This window comes from Streptomyces sp. NPDC088553 (assembly GCF_044752965.1).
Lineage (GTDB): Bacteria > Actinomycetota > Actinomycetes > Streptomycetales > Streptomycetaceae > Streptomyces.
The window spans coordinates 74,633-95,590 of the sequence record NZ_JBIVMG010000003.1 but is presented as its reverse complement, the minus strand read 5'-3'; the positions used below and the strand labels follow the sequence as shown (position 1 = coordinate 95,590).

Sequence of the window (20,958 nt, the reverse complement as noted above, 5' to 3'; positions counted from 1 at the left end):
CCGTGCGGCAGGGTGGAACCATGCCCGAACTCCCCGAGGTGGAAGCGCTCCGCGCGTTCCTCGACACGCACCTGGTGGGCAAGGAGATCGCCCGCGTGCTGCCCGTCGCGATCAGCGTCCTCAAGACGTACGACCCGCCCCTGAGCGCCGTCGAGGGCGCCGAGGTCACCGCGGTCGGACGGCACGGGAAGTTCCTCGACCTCACCGCCACGGGCCCCGCCGGCGAACTGCACCTGCTGTTCCACCTCGCCCGCGCGGGCTGGCTCCGCTGGCAGGACCCGCTGCCCTCGGGACCGCCCAAGCCGGGCAAGGGCCCGCTGGCGCTGCGGACCGCGCTCACCGGCGGCGACGGATTCGACCTCACCGAGGCGGGCACCACCAAACGCCTCGCCGTGTACGTGGTGCGCGACCCGCAGGAGGTGCCGGGCGTCGCGCGGCTCGGACCCGACCCGCTCGCCGAGGACTTCGGCCCCGAGGAGTTCGCCGCGCTGCTCTCCGGCGAACGGCGCCAGATCAAGGGCGCCCTGCGCGACCAGAGCCTCATCGCCGGCATCGGCAACGCGTACAGCGACGAGATCCTCCACGCCGCGAAGATGTCCCCCTTCAAGCCCACCCAGAACCTGACCCCGGACGAGACCGCGGCCCTCTACACGGCGATGCGGACCACCCTCCACGAGGCCGTCGAACGCTCCCACGGCCTCGCCGCCGGCAAGCTCAAGGCCGAGAAGAAGACAGGCCTGCGCGTCCACGGCCGCACCGGCGAACCCTGCCCCGTGTGCGGGGACACCATCCGCGAGGTCTCCTTCAGCGACTCCTCCCTCCAGTACTGCCCCACCTGCCAGACCGGCGGCAAGCCGCTCGCCGACCGGCGCCTGTCCAGGCTCCTCAAGTAGCCCGACGCCGCGGAGACGCCCGCGACCGCCCGTTACACTCCGCCGCATGCTGCGCGTACTGGCCGTCGACGACGAGGAACCCGCCCTCGGGGAGCTGCTCTACCTGTTGCGCGCCGACCACCGTGTGCGCTCCGCCGAGGGCGCGGGCGACGCCACCGCCGCCCTCCGCAGGATCGGGCGTGCCCTGGAGACCGGGCCGGACGGCGACGACGCCGTCGACGTCGTCTTCCTCGACATCCACATGCCCGGCCTCACCGGACTCGACGTGGCCCGCCTGCTCGCCGGCTTCGCCCGCCCGCCGCTCGTCGTCTTCGTCACCGCCCACGAGGGCTTCGCGCTCCAGGCCTTCGACCTGAAGGCGGTCGACTACGTCCTGAAGCCCGTGCGCCGCGAGCGCCTCGCCGAGGCCGTCCGCCGCGTCCACGACCTCGTGCACGCCACCGCCGCCCCGGCCCCGGCGGGGCCCACCACACCCGCCGTGCCCGAGCAGATCCCCGTCGAGCTCGGCGGGATCACCCGGTTCGTCTCCGTCGACGACATCGTGTACGTCGAGGCCCACGGCGACTACGCCCGCCTCCACACCGACCACGGCAGCCACCTCGTCCGCATCCCGCTCTCCACCCTCGAGGAGCGGTGGGCGGCCCGGGGCTTCGTCCGCATCCACCGCAGCCATCTCGTGGCGCTCGCCCGGATCGACGAGCTCCGCCTCGACGGCGGCGCCACCTCCGTACGGGTCGGCGACACCGACCTGGCGGTCAGCCGGCGGCACGCCCGCCCCCTGCGAGACCTGCTGATGCGCCGCGCCGGCGGCTGAGCCCGACCTGCGCCCGCCCCTACCGCGGGTGCTCCCACCTGCGTAGACTCCACGCGACCCGGGCCCCGAGGGCCGCTCCTTCCGACGGAGGCGGACGACGATGTCCGAGCAGCAGCCTCCCCCGGCCTTCGGGCGGGGGGACCCCCAGCGCCGACCGCGCCGCGAGACCGTCACGTATGCCTCCGCCCACGGCGCAGGGACGACCGTGCCGGGCCCCGCCCGGCGCCACCCCGCCCACCCGCCGGCGCGCTCCGAGATCGACGAGCAGACCACCCTCGGCCACACCTACGTCCGCTCGCTGATGCGCAGCCAGCTGCGCGCCGCCCTCACCGCCCTGGGCGCCCTCGCGCTGCTCGTCGGCTCGCTGCCGCTGCTCCTCGCGCTGCCCGCCCCCGAGGCCTTCGTCTGGCTCGTCCTCGGTGCCGGGGTGTACCCCGTCGTCTGGGGGACAGCCCACTGGTACGTACGGCGCGCCGAACGCAACGAGCGCGACTTCACCGGCCTCGTCGAACGCTGACGCGCCGCGTGAACCAGACCTACGCCGTCGCGGCCGTCACCGCCGTCGTCCTCGCCACCGTCCTCATCGGCGCCCTCGGCCTGCGGATCTCCCGGACGACCTCCGACTTCTACGTGGCCTCGCGCACCGTCCGGCCCGGCCTCAACGCCGCCGCCATCAGCGGCGAGTACCTCTCCGCGGCCTCCTTCCTCGGCATCGCCGGGCTCGTCCTCGTCCAGGGCCCCGCGATGCTCTGGTACCCGGTCGGCTACACCGCCGGCTACCTCGTGCTGCTGGTCCTCGTCGCCGCCCCGCTGCGCCGCTCCGGGGCGTACACCCTCTCCGACTTCGCCGAGGCCCGTCTCGAATCCCCGCAGGTGCGCCGGCTGGCCAGCCTCTTCGTCGTCGGCATCGGCTGGCTCTATCTGCTGCCCCAGCTCCAGGGCGCCGGGCTCACCCTGGAGATCCTCACCGGCGCCCCCGACTGGGTCGGCGGGCTGCTCGTCGCCCTCGTCGTCACCGGCACGGTCGCCGCGGGCGGCATGCGCAGCATCACCTTCGTACAGGCCTTCCAGTACTGGCTGAAGCTGACCGCCCTGCTCGTCCCCGTCCTCTTCCTGCTCGCCGCCTGGTACGGCGACGGGGCACCCCGGGCCCGCTTCGACGCCCCCGCCGTGCTGCGCGGACACACCGTCGTCAAGGTGGCCGAAACGGTACGGATCGGGCTCGACGACGCGCTCACCGTCACGGTCACCGGCCGCGTCGACTCGGTCCCGTACGAGAAGCGGACCGTGACTCTCGCCCCCGGCACCCATCAGGTCCTCGGCGGCACGACCCTCGCGTTCGCGCCGGGAGCGGCACTGCCCGAGAGGGTCGCCAGCGGCTCGGATCCCCTCGGCTGGTCGCAGCCGCTGGCGGGCGGGCGCGACGGACACCAGCTGTACGCCACGTACGGGCTGATCCTCGCGACCTTCCTCGGCACCATGGGCCTGCCGCACGTCGCCGTCCGCTTCTACACCAGCCCGCACGGCCGGGCGGCCCGCCGCACCACCCTCGTCGTGCTCGGACTCGTCGGCGCCTTCTACCTGTTGCCGCCGCTCTACGGCGCCCTCGGCCGGATCTACGCCCCCGAGCTCGCCCTCACCGGCTCCGCCGACGCCGCCGTGCTCGTGCTGCCCGACCGCGTCCTGGGCGGGCTGCTCGGCGACCTCCTGGGCGCGCTCCTCGCGGGCGGCGCCTTCGCCGCCTTCCTCTCCACCGCGTCGGGGCTCACCATGTCCGTCGCCGGAGTCCTCACCCAGGACGTCCTGCCGTCCCGGGGCGTACGGCACTTCCGGCTCGCGACCCTGCTCGCCACCGCCGTACCGCTGACCGTCGGGGTGTTCGCGTCGAAGGTGCCGGTCGCCGACGCCGTCGGCCTCGCGTTCGCCGTCTCCGCCTCCTCCTTCTGCCCGCTGCTCGTCCTCGGCATCTGGTGGCGGCGCCTCACCCCGCCCGGCGCGACGGCCGGGCTGCTGCTGGGCGGCGGCTCCGCGCTCGCGGCCGTGATGGCGACCCGGGCGGGGCTCGCCCCCGAGGGCTGGCCGCACACCCTGATGGCCTGGCCGGCGGTCTGGTCGGTGCCGCTCGGCTTCCTCACCATGGTCCTCGTCTCGCTGGCCACACCCAGCCGCGTCCCGCCCGGCACCCCGGCGCTCCTCGCCCGCCTCCATCTGCCGGAGGAGATCACCGGCATCGTCCCCGCCCCCGCCCAGGAGGTCCGCCGATGAGCGGCATCGTCCTCGCCGCCGGTGCAGCCGCGGGCGCCGTGCTGCTCGCCGCGGGCTTCGTCCTCGGCCGGTTCGCCGCCCGGCGCGGCGGCCGCACCGCCGATCCCGACCTCGGCACACCCGTGGAACGCGCCACCTTCCACACCCTGCACACCGCCTCCCTCGCCGCGCCGCCGCTCCGCGCCGGGCTCACCGAGGAGACCGCGCGCCGGGCGGCCGGCACCCTCCGCTCGCTGCTCGGCACCGAGGCGCTCTGTCTCACCGACCGGGGCGCGGTCCTCGCCTGGGACGGACCGGGCGAGGACCATCACCGGGCGCACGTCCCGGACCAGGCCGCCGAGACCCTGGAGACCGGTCGCAGCCGGTCCGCGCACACGGACTGCGCCGACCCCGCCTGCCCGCTGCGCTGGGCGGTGATCGCGCCGCTCACCGGGGAGGACGGTGTCCTCGGCGCGCTCGTCGCCTACGGCTCGCGGGAGTCCGCCGTCCTGGTGCGGGCCGCGACCGAGGTGGCCCGCTGGGCCTCCGTACAGCTGGAGCTCGCCGAACTCGACCGCTCGCGCACCCGCGTCGTGGAGGCCGAGATCCGTGCGCTTCGCGCGCAGATCTCCCCGCACTTCATCTTCAACTCCCTCGCCGCCATCGCCTCGTTCGTCCGCACCGACCCGGAGCAGGCCCGTGAACTCCTCCTCGAATTCGCCGACTTCACCCGCTACTCCTTCCGCAGGCACGGCGAGTTCGCCCAGCTCGCCGACGAACTGCGGTCCATCGAGCAGTACTTGGCGCTCGCCGGGGCGCGCTTCGGGGACCGGCTGAAGGTGACGCTGCAGATCGCCCCCGAGGTGCTGCCGGTCACGCTGCCCTTCCTGTGCCTCCAGCCCCTCGTGGAGAACGCCGTGAAACACGGCCTGGAGGACCGGGAGCGGGGCTGCCGGGTCACGATCGCCGCCCGCGACGCGGGCGCGGAGGCCGTGGTGACCGTCGAGGACGACGGCATCGGCATGGACCCGGAGCTGCTGCGCGCGGTCCTGCGCGGAGAGCACCCCGCCGGCTCCGGCATCGGCCTCTCCAACGTGGACGAGCGGCTGCGCCAGGTGTACGGGGCGGAGAACGGCCTCGTCATCGAGACGGGGGTCGGCGCGGGGATGAAGGTGACGGTACGCATCCCCAAGTACCGCCCGGGCGTGCACCGTTCGCCGCCCTGACCGGGTACGGCCCGGGCGGGCCGGGTCAGCGCAGGTGCAGCGACAGATGGGCGAGCGGCAGGCCCAGCTTCCAGGCGGGCAGCCAGATCTGCTCCTCCTCGTCGACCGTGCAGCCGGACGCGTCGTCCGTCCGGCCGTCGAGGTCGGCGGCGCGGACCCAGGTGTCGCGCAGGCGCCGCCACGCGGTCTCCGCGAGCGCCAGGTCGGGGCCGTCGCCGCCGGCCGTGCGGCGCGCCGCGAGCCGCTCCTCGACCCAGGGCGGCCAGGGCCGGTCGTACGCCGTGTGCCGCAGCCATTCGTCGACGCGGCCCGCGGGACGGCCGCCCACCGGTCCGTCCGGCTCCTCCGAGAGGTGGACGGTCAGGGCGAGCGCCTGGAGGCCCGCCCGGTACTCCAGTGAGCCGGGCGCCACGAGGGCGGCGGCCCGCAGCACTTCGTCGGCCAGGTACTCGGCGCACAGCCAGGCCATCGGGACGGCGAGTTCGCCGCCACTCGTGCCGCCGGCGCCGTTCGTGCTCTCGGGGCGCAACGCTCCCACCTTCTCCCGGACATCGGGGACCCGGACGTGTGGGACCCGGGGAGAGCTTCCTCCGTGGAGGGCGCCCGCGTGTCCCGCTTTGCTCAACTCGCCCGTGTGGTTTCGGATACGTTTCCCGACCGGATCGGTGCCGGTGGGATTACTGATGTCCCGGGAGGTGTACGGGGCGGGGGAGGCGTCTCCGGCGGCAGCGGCAGCGGCGGGCTCCGCCGGCCGCCGGGGTGGCGGCCGGGCGTGGCGGCTCAGCCGAGGAGCGCGTACACCGCGGTCGCGTGGGCCGCGGTCTCCTCCGTGCCCTCGGCCGTCATGGTGATGTCGGCGAAGGCCATCCGCTTTCCCGCCTTGGTGAGCCGGGCCCGCACCAGGACGTCGGCGCCGACGACCGCCCGCTGGAAGCTGATCGACTGCTGGACGGTGGTCATGGGCACGAAACCGCCCCGGGCAGCGGCGACCGCGATCACGGTCGCCGTGTCGGCGGCGGCCATCAGGGCCTGCCCGGACAGGCCCCCGCCCTCCCGGGCGAGTCGCTCCGACCACGGGAGCCGGAGCACGGCCTCCTGGCCGTCGACCGATGCGACGGTGAGCCCGAGATCGAGCACCCAGGGCGCGAAGTTGTCGGCGAGGATCTTTTCGGCGGCGGCGAGTGTCAGCGTCACGGCGTCATTGTGGGGCCGTGACGCGGGGCCGGGCAACGGCCGCGCGGTGCGGTCGGTAGCCGGGCAGGGACCGGCCCAGCTGCCGCAGGGCGTAGTGGGAGCGGGACTTGACGGTGCCGGCCGGGATGCCGAGGTCGACGGCCGCCTCGTTGACGGTCAGGCCGTGGAAGTAGATCCGGACGAGGACCGCGCGGTGCTCGGGGCTCAGCTCGCGGACGGCCGCCCGTACGTCGAGCGCGGCCTCGGCGGAGGCGGTGGCGTCGTCGGGGTCGGGGGTGACCGCGAGGACGCCGTCCCCGATCTCGGCGGGCCGGGCGAGGCGTGAGCGCCGGGCGTCGATGGCGAGGCGGCGGGCCACGGTGAAGAGCCAGGGGCGCATCGACTCGTAGGGGCCGTCGAAGGCCTCGGGGTGGAGCCAGGCCCGTACCAGGGTCTCCTGCACGAGGTCCTCGGCCCGCTGGCGGTCCCCGTAGGTGAGGCCGAGCAGGAAGGAGAGGAGCGCGGGGCCGTGGTCCCGCTGCAGCTCCTCGAGGGTCCGTTCGTCGGTGGTCGCCGTTGTCATGCTCCCCGCCTCTCCCGCGGCTCGTCGTCCGGGGCGTATCGCAACCCATTCGGACGGCGAGGGACAGGGAACGGACATCGGTCTGCGACGAACGGTCGCACCGAGCGGCGAATGGTACGGCGAGCGGTCACGAGGAGGCCGAACGGAGTCGCTGCGTCCGTTTCAGCGGGGTTCCTGACGCCCCGCGGCCTCGACCCTTGACTGCGGCTTTCACTCGGGATGAATTCGTCTGAACAGATGTTCATCCTATGAATCGGGCGGAGTGCCGACATGACCTCACGCACCAGACCCGCGGACGTGGTGGCGCTGGCCGCCGTCCTCCTCGTGGCGGCGACCGGCTGCACCGACGGGAGCGGTCCGGCCGGCGGAACCCCCAGCCCCGAGGCCACGAGCGGGCGACCCGGATCCGCGCGGCCCGCCGCGCCCGGCGGGGCCTCCGCACCCGCCGGATTCACCCTCGTCGCCTCCGGGGACATCCTTCCGCACGACTCGATCATCCGCCGCGCGGCCCAGGACGCGGGCGGGGACGGCTACGACTTCACGCCGATGCTCTCCGGGGTGAAGTCCGTCGTCTCCCGGGCCGACCTGGCCATCTGCCACATGGAGACCGTGTACGGACGGGACGGCGGGCCCTACACCGGCTACCCCGCCTTCACGTCACCGCCCGAGGTCGCGGCCGCGCTCAAGGCCACCGGCTACGACTCCTGCTCCACCGCCTCCAACCACACCCTCGACGACGGAGCCGCGGGTCTCGGCCGCACCCTCGACGCCCTGGACCGGGCCGGTGTCCGCCACGCCGGCTCGGCCCGTACGGCCGAGGAGGCGGCGAAGCCCACGCTGCTCACGGCGGGCGGCGCCACCGTGGCCCACCTCGCCTACACGTACGGCACCAACGGCTATCCGTTGCCCGAGGGCCAGCCGTGGGCGGTGCGGATGCTCGACGAGCGGAAGGTGATCGCCGACGCCCGTGCCGCCCGCGCGGCCGGCGCCGACGTGGTCGTGGTCAGCGTCCACTGGGGCAGCGAGTGGCAGACCGAACCCGACGAGCGGCAGCTCACGCTCGGCCGGGCCCTCACCGCGTCGCGGAGCGGCGGCCGCCCCGACATCGACCTGATCATCGGAACGCACGCGCACGTCCCGCAGGCGTACGAGAAGGTCAACGGCACCTGGATCATCTACGGGATGGGCGACCAGATCGCCGGGGACATGATCAACCACGAGGGCGCCCACGACCCCCGCGGCAACGAGGGCAGCATCGGCCGCTTCACCTTCGGCCCGCCCAGGACACCCGGCGGGCGCTGGGAGGTCACCAAGGCCGAGTTCGTCCCCCAGTGGTTCGACACCGGGCGCGGCCGGGTGGTCGATCTCGGCGCCGCCGACGGCTCCGACCCGCGCCACAGCGAGATCCGGGACGCCATCCGGCAGGTGGTGCTCAGCCGCGGCGCGGCCGCGGACGGCCTGGTGATGGGCCGGTAGCCCGCCACCTGGTCGCACCGGCAGGGCCGGTCACGGTACGACGGTGACCGGCCAGCGGCCCGCCTTCACGAGCCGGACGGCCACCGAGCCCACGAACCGGTGGCCGGCCGACTCGGAGGCGCCCACCACCACGGCGTCCGCCGTCAGCTCCTCCGCCGCCTGGACCAGGCCCGCGTAGGCGTCGCCCCGGAAGGTGTGGAACTCCCACCGCATCCGCCAGAGGTCCTTCACCCGCTCCGCCGAGGTACGGATCTCCGCGACCAGGTCCTGGGCGATCTCCTCGGTGGTCCCCGCCGTCGGCGCGCCCATCGCGGCCCCCGCGGCGATCACCGGCTGCACGTAGACGAGCGCGAGCAGGGCGTTCTGCCGCCGAGCGAGCCCGGCCGCGTACGCCGCCGCGCGCAGCGAGGAGTCGGAGCCGTCGATCCCCGCCATGATCACTTTCGGGCCGTCGGTACCGCGTTCGAACCGACCGGGCTGTTGTTCGCTCACTCTTCGAGGTTATCGGCTCATCGGGTGCTTTCGACGGGGCGGTCGGTGTCGATGAGCCGCGCACACCCTCATCCGTATGAACCATTGGTCATGAAAAAGGATCAGATGCCCAGCGGGCGCCGTGCGGTGCTGCGGCTCGCCGCCGCCCTCGGGGCCACCGCCACCGTCGGAGTCATCGCGGCGGACCGGCTCGCGGCGCCCGAACGGGCCGGCGGGACCGCCGCGCCTCCGGCTCCACCGGGCGGGGGAGCGGGCCCCGCCGCCGGACCCCAGGCGCAGGCCGCCCGGCTGCGCCCCTCCTCGTACCGCCTCCAGCCGATGACCGCGTACGCGCCCCCGGCGTTCCGGCGGGCGGTGCCGCCGGTCCGGCAGCGGCCCTTCCTCAGCATGTCCGGGGTCGGCCGCTCGATGGTGCTCAGCTTCGACGACGGCCCGGACCCCCGCTACACCCCGGGCATCCTGGAGACCCTGCGCCGCTACGACTGCCGGGCCATGTTCTTCGTCTGCGGCGAGATGGCGGTCGAGAACCCCGACCTGCTGCGGGAGATGGCCGCAGACGGGCACGTCGTCGGCAACCACTCCTGGTCGCATCCCCTCATCCCCAAGCTGCGGCCCTCCCGCATCCGCGACGAGCTCGGCTCCACCAGTGAGGTCGTCGAACGGACCCTGGGGACGGCCCCGCTCTGGTACCGCGCGCCCTACGGCGCCTGGAACCGGCACTCCTTCGAGATCGGGGCCGAGCTCGGCATGGAGCCGCTCGCCTGGACGGTCGACACCCTGGACTGGAAGGAGCCCGGAGCGGACACCATCGTCCGCCGGGTCCTCGACGGCGCCGCGCCCGGCGCCGTCGTCCTCTCCCACGACGCCGGCGGCGACCGCACGCAGAGCGTGAGCGCGCTCCGCCGCTATCTGCCCGAACTCCTCGACGCGGGCTACCACATCACCGTCCCCCGGCGCTGACCGCTCCGGTACGGGCGGCACGAGCGCGGTCCGGGCTCGGGTCCGGGCTCAGGAAAGAGCTCCGGTACGGGAGAAGGCCCCGGCACCACCAGGTGCCGGGGCCCTTCGCCGTGTCCCGCTAGCGGGAGCCGACCATCCGCGCGTACACGACGACGTTCCCGTCGTAGCCACGCGCGCGCGTGTACCCGCCGCCGCAGGTGATGACCCGCAGCTCGGGCTCGCCCGTGTCCGCGTACACCTGCACACCCGGGAAGTTGTCCTTCGCGTACACCTCGAGCCCGTAGATCTCGAAGACCGCGATCCGGCCGTCGTACCGCTCGACCTCGATGTGCTGGCCCTTCTCCAGGGAGCCCAGGCCGTAGAAGACCGCGGGTCCCTGAGCGTTGTCGACATGGCCGACGACCACCGCGGTGCCGCGCTGGCCGGGGGAGATGCCGTTCTGGTACCAGCCGGCGAGGTTGGCGTCCTGGGGCGGCGGGGCCGCCACCCAGCCGTCCGGGTCCAGGCCCACGTCCATGATCGGGGCCGCGACCTGGATCGCGGGGATCTTGATCCGGGAGGCGGGAGCGAAGGGCAGCGGTTCCAGACCCTCGGTCGCCCCGTCCGGCGGGGTGACCGGGCGCGCCACCGGGCGGGCCGCCGCGGCGGGCTGCGGAGGCCCGCCCGCGATGTCCACTCCGTTGCGCATCATCGCGATCCCGGACAGCATGGCGAGGGTCAGGACGCCCCAGGGGCGGCGTCTCCTGCGCTGGAAGACGCGGAAGTCCTTCGGGGGCATGGTTCTCCCTTCGTGGCGTCGTCAGAACGGTAAAGGCGACCTGACGGACCGTCGCGCCGGACGGAGCGAACGGGTGGGGGCCGCCGCCGGACGAGTGCCGGAGCGCGGGTACGGGGTGTGGGCCGACGTCCCTCCTGTCCCGCGCGCCCGGGGGTGGTGTGGAGCGCACCCCGGGCGACGGGCGGCCGACAGGTGGGTGACACGGTGCTGACCCATCCGAGTAATCGTCAGATAAGCAGCCCGATCCGCTCTGACCTGTGGTTCTTCCTCCTCCGAGGGCCCGATTCCGGGCGTGTCGCCTCACCGGGGTGGACCAGTGCCGAAATGCGCGGCTCGCTCCGGCTTGTGATGGTTCGTCATGGAAGGCGTACTCGTCGACACTCCCGGAGCACCGCTTTGGGGCGTCTTCCACTGGAGGTTCAACCATGCGTGCTGCACGCACTCTGGCGGTGACCGCCACCGCGATCGCGGCGGTCGGCCTCGCGGCCCCCCTCGCCGCCGCCACCTACGGTCCGGGCAACGTCCTCAGCGGTGGCTCGAACAACAGCCCGACCAACGTCACCGTCAGCCCCTTCGAGGTCCACCCCGGTTCGACGCTCACGATCACCGCCAGGGGCTGCAACCGCGGCGGCACGGTCACGTCCAACGCCTTCCCGGACGCCACCCTCTCGGGCGGCAACGGCGTCTCCACCGCCGTCGCCCGCGTCTACAACAACGCCACTCCCGGCAACTACAACCTGGCTGTCCGGTGCAACGGCGGCTCCAACGTGGTCACGGAGCCGTTCCGCGTCCTCCCGGGCCGCGGCGCCCAGGGCGGCCTCGGCGGCTCGCTGGCTCCCAGCTCCACGGAGATGGCCGTCGGCGGCAGCCTGGTCGCCGCCGCCGCGCTCGGCGGCGGGCTCTTCATCGTCCGTCGTCGCCGTATGACCGGTGCGGGGGTCTGACCGGTCGAACCTCCCGGTCCGCCCGCCCCGCCCGTCGCCCCCGAGTCCCGGCAGGGACCCGGGGGCGACGGGCGTCCGCGGACGCCGCGCGCCGGGTCGCCGGCACCGGACCGACCACCGCGGTCGCTCAGTGACGACGGGCCGAGCCGGAGCGGCGACGCACCACGTACACGCCACCGACGGTCGCGGCGAGCACGAGCGCGCCTCCGGCGGCCAGTTCGAGCGGCTCGAAGCCGCCCACCGAACCGCCCAGACCGCCCTGCACGCCACGCGGGGGAGTGAGGATGGTGGAGCTGATGGTCGGGGTGGCGGTGGGCGTGCCGCTGATGGTCAGGGTCACCGTGTCCGCGATCCCGCCGGTGCAGTTGAACGACACCGTGTACACGGCGCCTCGCCGGGCGTCCGCGTCCACGGTGGCGATGGCCGCCGAGCCCGGTGCGATGGTGACGGTGTCGAAGATGCCGGCCGAGGCCGTCGCCGTACTGGCGCAGCCGGGGGCGCTCAGCGTCACCCGGCCGCCCGGGGCGACGACCGAGGGCGACACGACGAAATCGCCCGGTGCCTTGGCCCGTGCCGCTCGCGGGTTCGGTGCGGGAGCACCGTCCGCCGCGACGGCGGTGGGGGCGGCCAGGGCGAGGGCGGCCGCCCCCAGCAGGGCAGTGGACGCGGCACGTATCGCGCGCATGGTGAATCCTCCGGGTCCCGAGGGGCAGCCGCGGAAAGGGGGTTTCCGCGAAAGACCGTGCGTACACCTCGATGTCCGCCAGGCTAGGAGCGCACTATCACAGCCGCGATCCCAGACGTGCGAATGGGGCACGCAAGTCCCCCGAGTGGCTCACCCGGCGTGTCGCGTCACGGTGTGAGCTGCGGGAACAGATCGGTGAACGGCGCGGCGGTGGCCGAGATGCCCCGGCCGAACGGCGCGTCGAAGTCCCAGATGAGGAACAGCAGGAAGGCGATCAGCACGCTGAAGAGTCCGGCGAGCAGCAGTTCGCGCCCGGTTCTGCGGATCTGCAGGGTGAAGATCAGGCCGACCGTCACCAGGGCGCCGATGATCAGGCCGAACCACACCACCCCCGGCATGGTCGCCCCCGCGTTCTGCCCCCGGGCGCCGCGGGCGTCGTCGGCCACCGCCACCTGGTCGACCAGCGGCTGGTACGCCTGCCCCTCGAAGTCGTTGGCGGGCTGGTAGTCGGTGACGCTGCGCCGCACCTTCTCCAGGAGGGCGGTGCCTTCCTCGCTCAGCTCGCCGTGCTCCGCCATGTACGTCCACTCGTCGTCGACGACGTAGCCGACGTACGCCTCGACATCGGCGCGGACGCGCTCACGGACGGCCTGCGGGTAGACCTCGACGCGGGCCGAGATCTCGTGCATCGCCTGCGCCTCCTGCCGCACGGTCTCCTGGGCGGCGCCGCGGGCCTCCCAGACGCCGGCGATGGCGAGGCCGAGGACGATCGCGTAGATCACGCCGATCATCATCGTCATGTACTCGATGACGTCCGGGGTCTCGCTCGGGTCGTCGTCCTCGGGGATCCGGCGGTTGTTGATGACCACGATCGTGAGGACGACGGCGCACGCCGCCGCCATCGCAAGGGTGAGAACAAGCCATTCAGACATGGATTCCTCTTGTGGGATTCAGAGGGGCAGAGGGGGCGTCGGGGCGGCGGGTCACTTGGACCGGGGGCGAAGGATCGCCGTCGCGAGCACCGCGGGCGCGGTGATCATGAGGGTCGCGGTGACGACGGAGGTGCCGCCCTTCGGCTGGGGACGCGAGACACGCTGGTAACGGGGCAGCGCGACAGGGCCGGGCGCCGGAGACCGGGGGCGCACGGTGGGCGGGGGCGTCGGGCTCGGGCTCGGCGGAGGCGGGGGCGCGGGCGCGGGCTCCGGCGGCCTCGTGGTCGGAGGTGCGGGCGGCGGCGGCTCCGGGCGGGGTGCGGGCCTGGTGGCCGGTGGTTTCGGCGCGGGCCGGGGCGCAGGAGGGGTGGGAGGCGGTGGCGGCTTCGGTGACGGCGTGGGCGTCGGGGAGGGGGACGGCGGTTCGGGCGTCGGCGTAGGCGTGGGAGTCGGCGTCGGTGTGGGTGTCGGCGTGGGTGTGGGTGTGGGTGTGGGTGTGGGCGTGGGGGACGGGCACGGCGGGGGCGGCTGGGTGGGGCAGGGCTTCGGGTGGTGGTGGTGATGGCCGTGCCCCTTTCCCTTGCCCTTCCCTGAGCTGCCGTCGCCGTGGCTGTCGCCGGCGACGGCCACCGCGACGTGGGAACCGCCCGGGCCGGTCGAGGCGTAGGCGCAGGCGTCCGCGGCGGCGGGCACGGGGGCGGTGAGAAGCCACACCAGTGCGAGGGCCGCCAGTGGCCGCGCGAGGATCGATCCGTACAGAGACACGCCGTCGAGCTTGATCACAGGCGGGGTGCGCCGGGGCGGATTCGAGCGGGATTCGCCGGATGGAGCGGATCTCCGGCCGTACCGGTTTGACGTTTCGCCTCTCCCGAAGCCGGCCGGGGCGACTCGGCGGGGGCTCAATGCCCGTGTATCGCCGGGCGGATGGATTCCGGAAGACGGCGGACCGGGTCCGTTCCGGCCTCGGATCGATAACTGTCCGGTTGTCGCCCTGTCGGACGGGAAGGAGAAGGGGGCATCCTGCACCGGCGACCAGACCCCTCCGACGGCAACAACCGAGGTACGGGCGGGACCTGGGCGTCCGGCGCGGGGAGCCGCACGCGGCCGAGGAGCCGACGCACACTCATATGCACGTGAATTTGCACAGCCTGAAGGCGTGAACTCTTCGTTCCCGGGAGCACGTGCCAATGGCGTGTGACCAAGAACGGACCGCGAATTTCCGTTTCTACTCGCTCTCTCGGCGGGCGATCAGTAGCCTCACCTCGAACACCGGCCGCGAACACATGGCCGCATCCCCCATGGCGACTTGTTGGAGACATTGATGGAGCGTCCCGCCTGGGCTCCGCCTGGTATCGACATTTCGGTGCCGAGCGTGTCCCGTATGTACGACTTCTATCTGGGCGGCTCGCACAATTTCGAAGTGGACCGGGAAGCGGCGCGCAAGGCCATGGAGTTCATGCCTGGCCTGCCCAAGATCATGCAGGCGAACCGTGCCTTCATGCGGCGCGCCGTCCGCCACGCCGTTGACAACGACGTCACCCAGTTCCTGGACATCGGCTCCGGCATACCCACCTTCGGCAACGTGCACGAGGTCGCCCGGGCCGCCGACCCCGCGGCCCGCGTCGTCTACGTCGACCACGACCCGGTCGCCGTGGCCCACAGCCGCGCCGTCCTGGAGGGCGACGAGGGCGCCGCGGTCGTCGCCGCGGACCTGCGCAAGCCGGCCGACATCCTCTACAGCCCCGAGGTGTCCCGACTCATCGACCTGGAGCGGCCGGTGGCGCTGCTCCTCGTCGCCGTCCTGCACTTCCTGGAGGACGAGGACCGGCCGCACGAGGCCGTCACCGAACTGCTCGACGCCCTCGCGCCCGGCAGCCTCCTGGTGCTCACCCACGCCTCGTACGAGGGCATCCCGCTCTCCGAGGAGCAGGCCGGCGGCACCGTCGGGGTCTACCGGAACATCCGCAACCCGCTGGTGATGCGTACCGGCGCCGAGATCACCCGCTTCTTCGAGGGCACCGAACTGATCGAGCCCGGCCTCGTCCCGATGCCCCACTGGCGTCCCGACAGTCCGGCCGAGGAGGAGGATCCCTACGCCTTCGCCGGGTTCGCAGGGGTGGGGCGCAAGGCGTGAAGGTCCCGTCTCAGCCGTCGGGCAGTGTTGCCGAAGCCGACGGCCCGGAGGACAGACTCAGGCGGTTCGTCACCATCTGGAGCCGTGCCATCTTCCCGGTGACCGCCACCTCGCTGACCCGTGCCGAGTTCGAGGGCCATCTGCTGCCGCTGGCCCGCACCCTGTACGACGCGCTGCACGCCCGGCCGTTCGACACGGCCCCGGCCCAGCGCACCGGCGCGGCGCTCGTCGCCGCCCACTGCACCGACCCGGACGCGCTCGGCCGCAGTCTCGGGGTCGTGGACTCGTACCTGGTGCTCTACTGCGGTACGGAGTCGGACCTGCCGGCCGAGGAGCTCCGGGCCCGCTGCGCCCGGCTCCAGCACGCGATGGCCACCGGCTACGCCCAGGCCCTGCGCGAGCGGACCCGGGCCGAGCAGGAGGCCATCGCGCGCTCCGCGCTCTCCGCCCGCAGCGCCGCCGAGATCGCCCTGCACGCCACCGAGAGCCGCTTCCGGGCGGTCTTCGACGGGGCCGCGATCGGCATCGGCATCGCCGACCTCGACGGCAACGTCCTGGAGGTCAACGAGACCCTCACCCGCATGTTCGGCGGCATGGAGGGGCCGCTGCGCAGCCGGAACGTCAGCGAGTGGGTCCACCCGGAGGACGGCCCGCACGTCTGGAAGCTGTACGACGAGCTGGTCCGCGGCGACCGGGAGCACTACCGGGTCGAGAAGCCGTACTACCGCGGTGACGGAACGGTTCTCTGGACCAACCTCACCGTCTCGCTCCTCCGCGACGCCGAGGGCAACCCCCAGTACCAGCTGGCCCTCATGGAGGACACCACCGAGCGGCGCCTGCTCCATCTGCGCCTGCGGTACGAGGCCACCCACGACGCGCTGACCGGGCTTCCCAACCGGACCCTGTTCTTCGAGCGCCTGGAGAAGGCCCTCGCACCCGGCGACAACGCCCGCTTCGGCCTCTGCTACCTGGACCTCGACGGCTTCAAGGTCATCAACGACAGCCTCGGCCACTCCACCGGCGACCGGCTCCTCGTCGAGGTCGCCGACCGGCTGCAGAGCTGCGTCACCGGGTCCGGCGAGATGGTGGCCCGGCTCGGCGGCGACGAGTTCGTCGCCCTCACCACCGGCGCCGTCGGCGAACAGGACGTCACCGAACTCGCCGACCGCATCCTCGCGGCCCTCGCCACCCCCCTTCGCATCGACGGCCGCGAACTGACCGTCCGCGGCAGCCTCGGCGTCGTCGAGGGCCCGGCCGGCGAACGCACCCCGGCCGAGGTGCTGCGCAGCGCCGACATCACCATGTACCGGGCCAAATCCGCCGGCGGCAACCGCTTCGAGCTCGCCGACCCCGAGGCCGACGCCCGCGCCATCACCCGGCACGGCCTCACCACGGCCCTGCCGACCGCGCTGGAGCGCGGCGAGTTCTTCATCGAGTACCAGCCGCTCGTCCACCTCGACGACGGCAGCGTGCACGGCGCGGAGGCGCTCGTACGCTGGTGCCACCCGCAGCACGGAGTGCTCGGCCCCGACCGGTTCATCCCGCTCGCCGAGGACACCGGGCTCATCGTGCCGCTCGGCCGCTGGGTGCTCCAGGAGGCCGTGCGCCAGGCCCGCTTCTGGCAGGCCCGGCACGCCGACGGCGGGCCGCTGCGGATCAACGTCAACCTCTCCCCGACGCAGCTCCACCACCCGCGCCTGGTCGCCGACACCGTCGACGTCCTGGAACGGTCCGGGCTCGAACCGGGCGCGCTCTGCCTGGAGGTGACCGAATCGGCGCTCATCGGCGCCGACGAGGACCTGCTCAAGCCGCTGCGGCAGCTCGCCGAGATGGGCGTGGACATCGCGCTCGACGACTTCGGCACCGGCTACTCGAACCTGGCCAATCTGCGCCGCCTGCCGGTGAGCGTCCTCAAGCTCGACCGCTCCTTCACCCGGGGCATGCAGCAGCACCCGGTGGACCCGGTCGACCTCAAGATCGTCGAGGGGATCGTCTCCCTGGCGCACAGCCTGGAACTCGCCGTCACCGTCGAGGGCGTGGAGACCGGGGCCCAGGCCCGCCAGCTCCGCGACCTCGGCTGCGACACGGCCCAGGGCTGGTACTACGCCCGCCCCGGCGCCCCGGACCGCATCCACTCGCTGCTCCTGGCGGACGCGGTCTGAGACCCGGACCCACGAAACCGGCCTCCCCGCGCGCAGCGGGGAGGCCGGGAAGAGAGACGGGGGAGGAAAGCGGAGAGGCTATTTCATTGGAGTATGAGAAGGAAGCCTCTCCATGGCCTCGCCCCGGAACGACCGTAGCACTCAGGCGGGCAGCAGGTCGCGCAGATTTTCCGGGGTGAACACGCGGGAGCCGGGGGCGAGGCCGTCCGGCCGCTCCAGACCGATGTACGTGACCGGGGCGTCCGGCACCGTCCGGCCGTCCCACAGGGTCGTCCGCGCCCCCGACTCCTCCATCAGCGCCACGAGATGACTGACCGTCAGGGACCTCCGCCCCATCAGGCCGCGCAGCAGGACCGCGATCGACACCCGGTGTCCCTCGACCTGGTTCGCCGACGCGAAGCCCCGCAGATAGAGGTGGAGCCAATGGGCGTGCCACCGTCCGTCGTCGTCCCGCCGGAAGGCGAGCGGCAGGGCCACCCGGCCGGGGCCGCGCAGATCCGACTTCATACGCACCGTACGGGGCTCGAACGGCCGGCCGCGCTGTTCGGACTCGCGCAGCATGAAGCCGAAGAAGCCCTCCGCCACCTGGTCGAAGCCCTCACCCGAGAAGACGTGCACCTGCGGCACGATGAACGTGCCCCGTACCGCGCCGAGCCGCAGATCGATGAACTCCGAAGCCCCGTCCGGGGCTTCGGTGATGTCACCCGAGTGCCGGCCCTCGACGTCGGTCAGGGCCGTGTACGACAGCCAGGTCACGGTCGCGTAGTCCGCGTCCAGGACGAGCGCCGACAGATCCAGGTCGGTCGTGTGTCGCGACTCCCGCCAGTACGTGAAGAAGCGCAGCAGCTCTCCCTCGACCGGCGAGACCGAGCCGCGCGGCAGCACACCGAGCCCGGCCGAGGCCGCCCGGCCGCTCAGCGGCAGGGCCACGTCCAGGACGTCCGGATCGATCAGCAGGCGCCCGGAAGAAGGGAGTCGACGCCGGGTCTCGGCGTCGAGCACCGCGACGAGCCGTTCGCGGTCGGTGTCCTCCAGCGGCGGACGCGTGTCGTCGGTGACCCAGGCCTTGCCTTCCCGGTTCACGAACACCCGGCGCTCCCCGCCGCTCCCGCCGCCACGGTTCTGCAGGTGCTCGCGCACCGAGAGGACCACCCGGCCCGCCACCTCCGGCGCGGCCCGCTCGACGGCCGCGAGGACCGCCTCCCGCTCCTTGCCCTCCGCCGCGTCGCGCAGCAGCCGGTCCAGGGCGCGGAACAGGCGCCCCGGGGCCGCGGTGGCCAGCAGCTCCGCCGCGCCCGCGACCTCCCCCCTTACCAGCAGCTCCTCCACATGGCTGTCGAGCGAAGGCACCTTCCGCTCGCCCCGGGCGACGGCGAACACCTCGGCGGCGCCCGGCCAGTGCGGGTACTCGTGGGGATGCAGGCGCTCCCCGAGGCGCTTCCACGCCTCCCCGTGCGCGGACACGTCCGACAGCTTCGCCGGGGACGCGGCCACCACCGCGTCGAGCCCCGCGAGCAGGGCACGGCGGTGCGGACGCGACAGCGCGCGGAAACGGGTGGCCTCGCGCAGGGTGACATCGCCGTCCGCGAGGGCGCAGGCGAGACGCAGGACGTCGGTCACGGTGTCGAGCAGCGGCGTGGCGCCCACCCGCAGCCGGGCGTGGTTGACGACGGCGCGGTTCTCCCGGACCGTGATCGTCTCGGGCTGGGGGCCGTCCGCGCAGTGCTCGGCGAGCACCGCCAGATCGCGCAGATGCTCCTCGCCGAGCGGGGTGGTGCCGCCTGCCAGAGCCAGATAGAGCGCGGTGACCTCGGTGTCCGCGTCCGCGCCGAGGTGCAGCACCGTCAGCCGGTCGCCGGCCGCCGCGATCAGCTCGTCGTGGACGGCGAGCATCTCCTCGTAGGTGTGCGGGTAGCGGCCGTACGAGGGGAGGGTCAGGAGGTCGAGGACGCCGGCGCTCAGCTGCTCGACGGTACGGGCGCGGGTGGCGCCGTCGGCGAGCGCGTCGGCCACGCACGCCCGCCAGAAGTCGAGCGTGTCCGGCACGTTGTCCGGGAAGTCGACGAAGTAGACGTTGTGCCGGACGTGGTCGCCGACGAGTTCGCGGACGGTCGCGAGGGTGCGGACGGCGGTCTCGACGACCGTCGGACCGGCCAGTCCCGACAGGCGCTCGACCAGTTCGCCCGACAGTTTGAACCCGGCGGTCATCAGGGCCGCGTCGAACCTGCGCGTGGCGGCGGCCCCGTCCCCGGCCGGACCGGTGGGCGAGGGGAGACGGTGGGTGTGCCGGACGACCAGGTGTTCGAGAGCGTGGACCATGGGGGCATGCTCGCAGCCGCAGCCGGTCCGTCGCACGCGGATTTGCGGGGCGTGGGAGCGGCGACGGGGCGAGCGGGCCGTGGGCGTCGGCCGGAGGAGTCGGGGGGCGGGACGGGCGACGGGGTCGGCCGACGGCCCCCTCAGGCGGGGCTCGCCGCCCGGTCCGGTCCGCCCCGCCGCGAGGCCAGCAGCATGCGCTGGAGCTCCCGTGCCGCCCTCGGCGGTGCGACGTCACTCCGGTGCGCCAGGGCGATGGTCCGGCGCAGGCCCGGCCGGGCCAGGGCGGTCACGCGGAGGTCCCGGCCCGCCCGCGCCGCCACCATCGCGGGGACGACCGCGAGCCCGAGTCCCGCCCGTACGAACCCGAGGACCGCGTCCAGCTCGCCGCCCTCGACCGTGAACGTCGGCTCGAAGCCCTCCGCCCGGCAGGCCGCCACGGTCAGTTCCCGCAGGTCGTAGCCGTGCCGGAACATCACGAGCGGCTGCTCCCGCAGGTCGGTGATCCGCACCGGGCGGCGTGGTGCCGGAGCCGAGGCCGAGGAGACGACCACCAGGTCCTCCCGGAGCAGCTCCACCGTCGTCAGGGCCGGTGACGGGCTCGGCAGCGGCAGCACCACCAGCGCCAGGTCGAGGGCCCCGCGGGCCAGCTCCCGTACGAGATCGTGCGAGCCGCCCTCCTCGATGAGGAGCTCGATCCCCGGGTGCAGGTCGTGGAAGGCGCGCAGCACGTCCGGCAGCAGCCCCGTGCACAGGCTCGGGGTCGCGCCGAGCCGCACCCGGCCCCGCTTCAGCTGGGCCAGCTCCTGCACCTCGATCCGGGCCGTCTCCGTGTCGGCGAGGATCCGGCGCGCGAGGGGCAGCAGGGCCTCGCCCGCGTCGGTGAGGGTGATGTTCCCCCGGGCCCGGCTGAACAGCTCGGCGCCCAACTCCTGTTCCAGGGCCTTGATCTGCTGGGAGAGCGAGGGCTGCGAGACATGGACGCGCTCGGCGGCCCGGGTGAAGTGACGGGTCTCGGCCACGGCGACGAAGTAGAGGAGCTGCTGGAACTGCATGGTCACCAGGGTAGGCGACATTCATAGGGTGGGCCTATCGAGATCAGCCGGACCATGTCTTGGACCTCTCGGGCCCTTCGGCCCTAGCGTC

Annotated in this window: 19 protein-coding genes; 10 read left to right on the top strand and 9 right to left on the bottom strand. The window is 73.5% G+C overall.

The genetic code is table 11. The features are described 5' to 3' along the window. The first annotated feature begins 20 nt into the window (after positions 1–20). From ACIP8Z_RS09860 to ACIP8Z_RS09840, 5 genes are all read left to right on the top strand, one after another. Positions 21–893: an Fpg/Nei family DNA glycosylase gene (locus ACIP8Z_RS09860; RefSeq protein ID WP_402081067.1), complete on the top strand. Its 873-nt coding sequence runs from the start codon at positions 21–23 to the stop codon at positions 891–893. A gap of 46 nt (positions 894–939) precedes the next feature. Further along, a complete protein-coding gene (locus ACIP8Z_RS09855) occupies positions 940–1,707 on the top strand; it encodes a LytR/AlgR family response regulator transcription factor (protein ID WP_402081065.1) in 768 nt (255 codons plus the stop codon). A 100-nt stretch (positions 1,708–1,807) separates the two neighbouring features. Then, positions 1,808–2,224: a hypothetical protein gene (locus tag ACIP8Z_RS09850; RefSeq protein ID WP_402081063.1), complete on the top strand. Its 417-nt coding sequence runs from the start codon at positions 1,808–1,810 to the stop codon at positions 2,222–2,224. Between the two features lie 8 nt (positions 2,225–2,232). Next, positions 2,233–3,972, top strand: coding sequence for a cation acetate symporter (locus ACIP8Z_RS09845; RefSeq protein ID WP_402081060.1), 1,740 nt, complete (start codon positions 2,233–2,235; stop codon positions 3,970–3,972). Further along, entirely contained in the window at positions 3,969–5,177 is a 1,209-nt protein-coding gene (locus ACIP8Z_RS09840; protein WP_402081058.1) for a histidine kinase, read from the top strand. The genes ACIP8Z_RS09845 and ACIP8Z_RS09840 overlap by 4 nt, the downstream gene beginning before the upstream one ends. Positions 5,178–5,202: 25 nt before the next feature. Here ACIP8Z_RS09840 and ACIP8Z_RS09835 read toward each other — a convergent pair whose 3' ends face one another. From ACIP8Z_RS09835 to ACIP8Z_RS09825, 3 genes are all read right to left on the bottom strand, one after another. Continuing rightward, a complete protein-coding gene (locus tag ACIP8Z_RS09835) occupies positions 5,203–5,706 on the bottom strand; it encodes a hypothetical protein (RefSeq protein ID WP_402081056.1) in 504 nt (167 codons plus the stop codon). Between the two features lie 251 nt (positions 5,707–5,957). Continuing rightward, positions 5,958–6,371, bottom strand: a complete 414-nt coding sequence (locus ACIP8Z_RS09830; protein ID WP_319314047.1) for a PaaI family thioesterase — start codon at positions 6,369–6,371, stop codon at positions 5,958–5,960. A gap of 4 nt (positions 6,372–6,375) precedes the next feature. Further along, positions 6,376–6,933 carry a sigma-70 family RNA polymerase sigma factor gene (locus tag ACIP8Z_RS09825; RefSeq protein ID WP_402081054.1) on the bottom strand — a complete coding sequence of 186 codons (558 nt, stop codon included), beginning with the start codon at positions 6,931–6,933 and terminating at the stop codon, positions 6,376–6,378. A 270-nt stretch (positions 6,934–7,203) separates the two neighbouring features. On the opposite strand from ACIP8Z_RS09825, the gene ACIP8Z_RS09820 reads away from it, so the two are divergent. Then, positions 7,204–8,409 carry a CapA family protein gene (locus ACIP8Z_RS09820; RefSeq protein ID WP_402081053.1) on the top strand — a complete coding sequence of 402 codons (1,206 nt, stop codon included), beginning with the start codon at positions 7,204–7,206 and terminating at the stop codon, positions 8,407–8,409. A gap of 30 nt (positions 8,410–8,439) precedes the next feature. Here ACIP8Z_RS09820 and ACIP8Z_RS09815 read toward each other — a convergent pair whose 3' ends face one another. After that, on the bottom strand, positions 8,440–8,901 hold the full coding sequence (locus ACIP8Z_RS09815; protein ID WP_402081051.1) for a universal stress protein: 462 nt from the start codon (positions 8,899–8,901) through the stop codon (positions 8,440–8,442). A gap of 90 nt (positions 8,902–8,991) precedes the next feature. On the opposite strand from ACIP8Z_RS09815, the gene ACIP8Z_RS09810 reads away from it, so the two are divergent. Beyond that, entirely contained in the window at positions 8,992–9,861 is an 870-nt protein-coding gene (locus ACIP8Z_RS09810; RefSeq protein ID WP_402081049.1) for a polysaccharide deacetylase family protein, read from the top strand. Positions 9,862–9,979: 118 nt separating this feature from the next. Here ACIP8Z_RS09810 and ACIP8Z_RS09805 read toward each other — a convergent pair whose 3' ends face one another. Next, positions 9,980–10,639: a class F sortase gene (locus ACIP8Z_RS09805; protein WP_402081047.1), complete on the bottom strand. Its 660-nt coding sequence runs from the start codon at positions 10,637–10,639 to the stop codon at positions 9,980–9,982. Between the two features lie 425 nt (positions 10,640–11,064). Between ACIP8Z_RS09805 and ACIP8Z_RS09800 the strand changes: the two genes are divergently transcribed. Next, on the top strand, positions 11,065–11,583 hold the full coding sequence (locus ACIP8Z_RS09800) for a hypothetical protein (RefSeq protein WP_402081044.1): 519 nt from the start codon (positions 11,065–11,067) through the stop codon (positions 11,581–11,583). Between the two features lie 127 nt (positions 11,584–11,710). Here ACIP8Z_RS09800 and ACIP8Z_RS09795 read toward each other — a convergent pair whose 3' ends face one another. Further along, entirely contained in the window at positions 11,711–12,268 is a 558-nt protein-coding gene (locus ACIP8Z_RS09795; RefSeq protein WP_402081042.1) for a hypothetical protein, read from the bottom strand. Between the two features lie 167 nt (positions 12,269–12,435). Further along, on the bottom strand, positions 12,436–13,200 hold the full coding sequence (locus tag ACIP8Z_RS09790) for a hypothetical protein (RefSeq protein ID WP_402081039.1): 765 nt from the start codon (positions 13,198–13,200) through the stop codon (positions 12,436–12,438). A gap of 1,321 nt (positions 13,201–14,521) precedes the next feature. On the opposite strand from ACIP8Z_RS09790, the gene ACIP8Z_RS09785 reads away from it, so the two are divergent. Beyond that, the gene (locus ACIP8Z_RS09785; protein ID WP_402081036.1) at positions 14,522–15,334 is read left to right on the top strand and encodes an SAM-dependent methyltransferase; all 813 of its coding nucleotides are present in this window, start codon (positions 14,522–14,524) and stop codon (positions 15,332–15,334) included. After that, entirely contained in the window at positions 15,331–17,496 is a 2,166-nt protein-coding gene (locus ACIP8Z_RS09780; RefSeq protein ID WP_402081034.1) for a putative bifunctional diguanylate cyclase/phosphodiesterase, read from the top strand. The genes ACIP8Z_RS09785 and ACIP8Z_RS09780 overlap by 4 nt, the downstream gene beginning before the upstream one ends. A 141-nt stretch (positions 17,497–17,637) precedes the next feature. Here the strand turns inward: ACIP8Z_RS09780 and ACIP8Z_RS09775 are convergent, their stop codons facing one another. After that, positions 17,638–19,815, bottom strand: a complete 2,178-nt coding sequence (locus ACIP8Z_RS09775; protein ID WP_402081031.1) for a hypothetical protein — start codon at positions 19,813–19,815, stop codon at positions 17,638–17,640. A gap of 140 nt (positions 19,816–19,955) precedes the next feature. After that, the gene (locus tag ACIP8Z_RS09770) at positions 19,956–20,867 is read right to left on the bottom strand and encodes a LysR family transcriptional regulator (RefSeq protein ID WP_402081028.1); all 912 of its coding nucleotides are present in this window, start codon (positions 20,865–20,867) and stop codon (positions 19,956–19,958) included. Positions 20,868–20,958 lie beyond the last annotated feature (91 nt).

What these genes read in the sequence shown, in the direction of transcription:
- ACIP8Z_RS09860 (WP_402081067.1), top strand. Translation starts at nt 21, where the DNA reads ATGCCCGAACTCCCCGAGGTGGAAGCGCTCCGCGCGTTCCTCGACACG.
- ACIP8Z_RS09855 (WP_402081065.1), top strand. Translation starts at nt 940, where the DNA reads ATGCTGCGCGTACTGGCCGTCGACGACGAGGAACCCGCCCTCGGGGAG.
- ACIP8Z_RS09850 (WP_402081063.1), top strand. Translation starts at nt 1,808, where the DNA reads ATGTCCGAGCAGCAGCCTCCCCCGGCCTTCGGGCGGGGGGACCCCCAG.
- ACIP8Z_RS09840 (WP_402081058.1), top strand. Translation starts at nt 3,969, where the DNA reads ATGAGCGGCATCGTCCTCGCCGCCGGTGCAGCCGCGGGCGCCGTGCTG.
- ACIP8Z_RS09825 (WP_402081054.1), bottom strand. Translation starts at nt 6,933, where the DNA reads ATGACAACGGCGACCACCGACGAACGGACCCTCGAGGAGCTGCAGCGG.
- ACIP8Z_RS09820 (WP_402081053.1), top strand. Translation starts at nt 7,204, where the DNA reads ATGACCTCACGCACCAGACCCGCGGACGTGGTGGCGCTGGCCGCCGTC.
- ACIP8Z_RS09810 (WP_402081049.1), top strand. Translation starts at nt 8,992, where the DNA reads ATGAAAAAGGATCAGATGCCCAGCGGGCGCCGTGCGGTGCTGCGGCTC.
- ACIP8Z_RS09805 (WP_402081047.1), bottom strand. Translation starts at nt 10,639, where the DNA reads ATGCCCCCGAAGGACTTCCGCGTCTTCCAGCGCAGGAGACGCCGCCCC.
- ACIP8Z_RS09800 (WP_402081044.1), top strand. Translation starts at nt 11,065, where the DNA reads ATGCGTGCTGCACGCACTCTGGCGGTGACCGCCACCGCGATCGCGGCG.
- ACIP8Z_RS09795 (WP_402081042.1), bottom strand. Translation starts at nt 12,268, where the DNA reads ATGCGCGCGATACGTGCCGCGTCCACTGCCCTGCTGGGGGCGGCCGCC.
- ACIP8Z_RS09790 (WP_402081039.1), bottom strand. Translation starts at nt 13,200, where the DNA reads ATGTCTGAATGGCTTGTTCTCACCCTTGCGATGGCGGCGGCGTGCGCC.
- ACIP8Z_RS09785 (WP_402081036.1), top strand. Translation starts at nt 14,522, where the DNA reads ATGGAGCGTCCCGCCTGGGCTCCGCCTGGTATCGACATTTCGGTGCCG.
- ACIP8Z_RS09775 (WP_402081031.1), bottom strand. Translation starts at nt 19,815, where the DNA reads ATGGTCCACGCTCTCGAACACCTGGTCGTCCGGCACACCCACCGTCTC.
- ACIP8Z_RS09770 (WP_402081028.1), bottom strand. Translation starts at nt 20,867, where the DNA reads ATGCAGTTCCAGCAGCTCCTCTACTTCGTCGCCGTGGCCGAGACCCGT.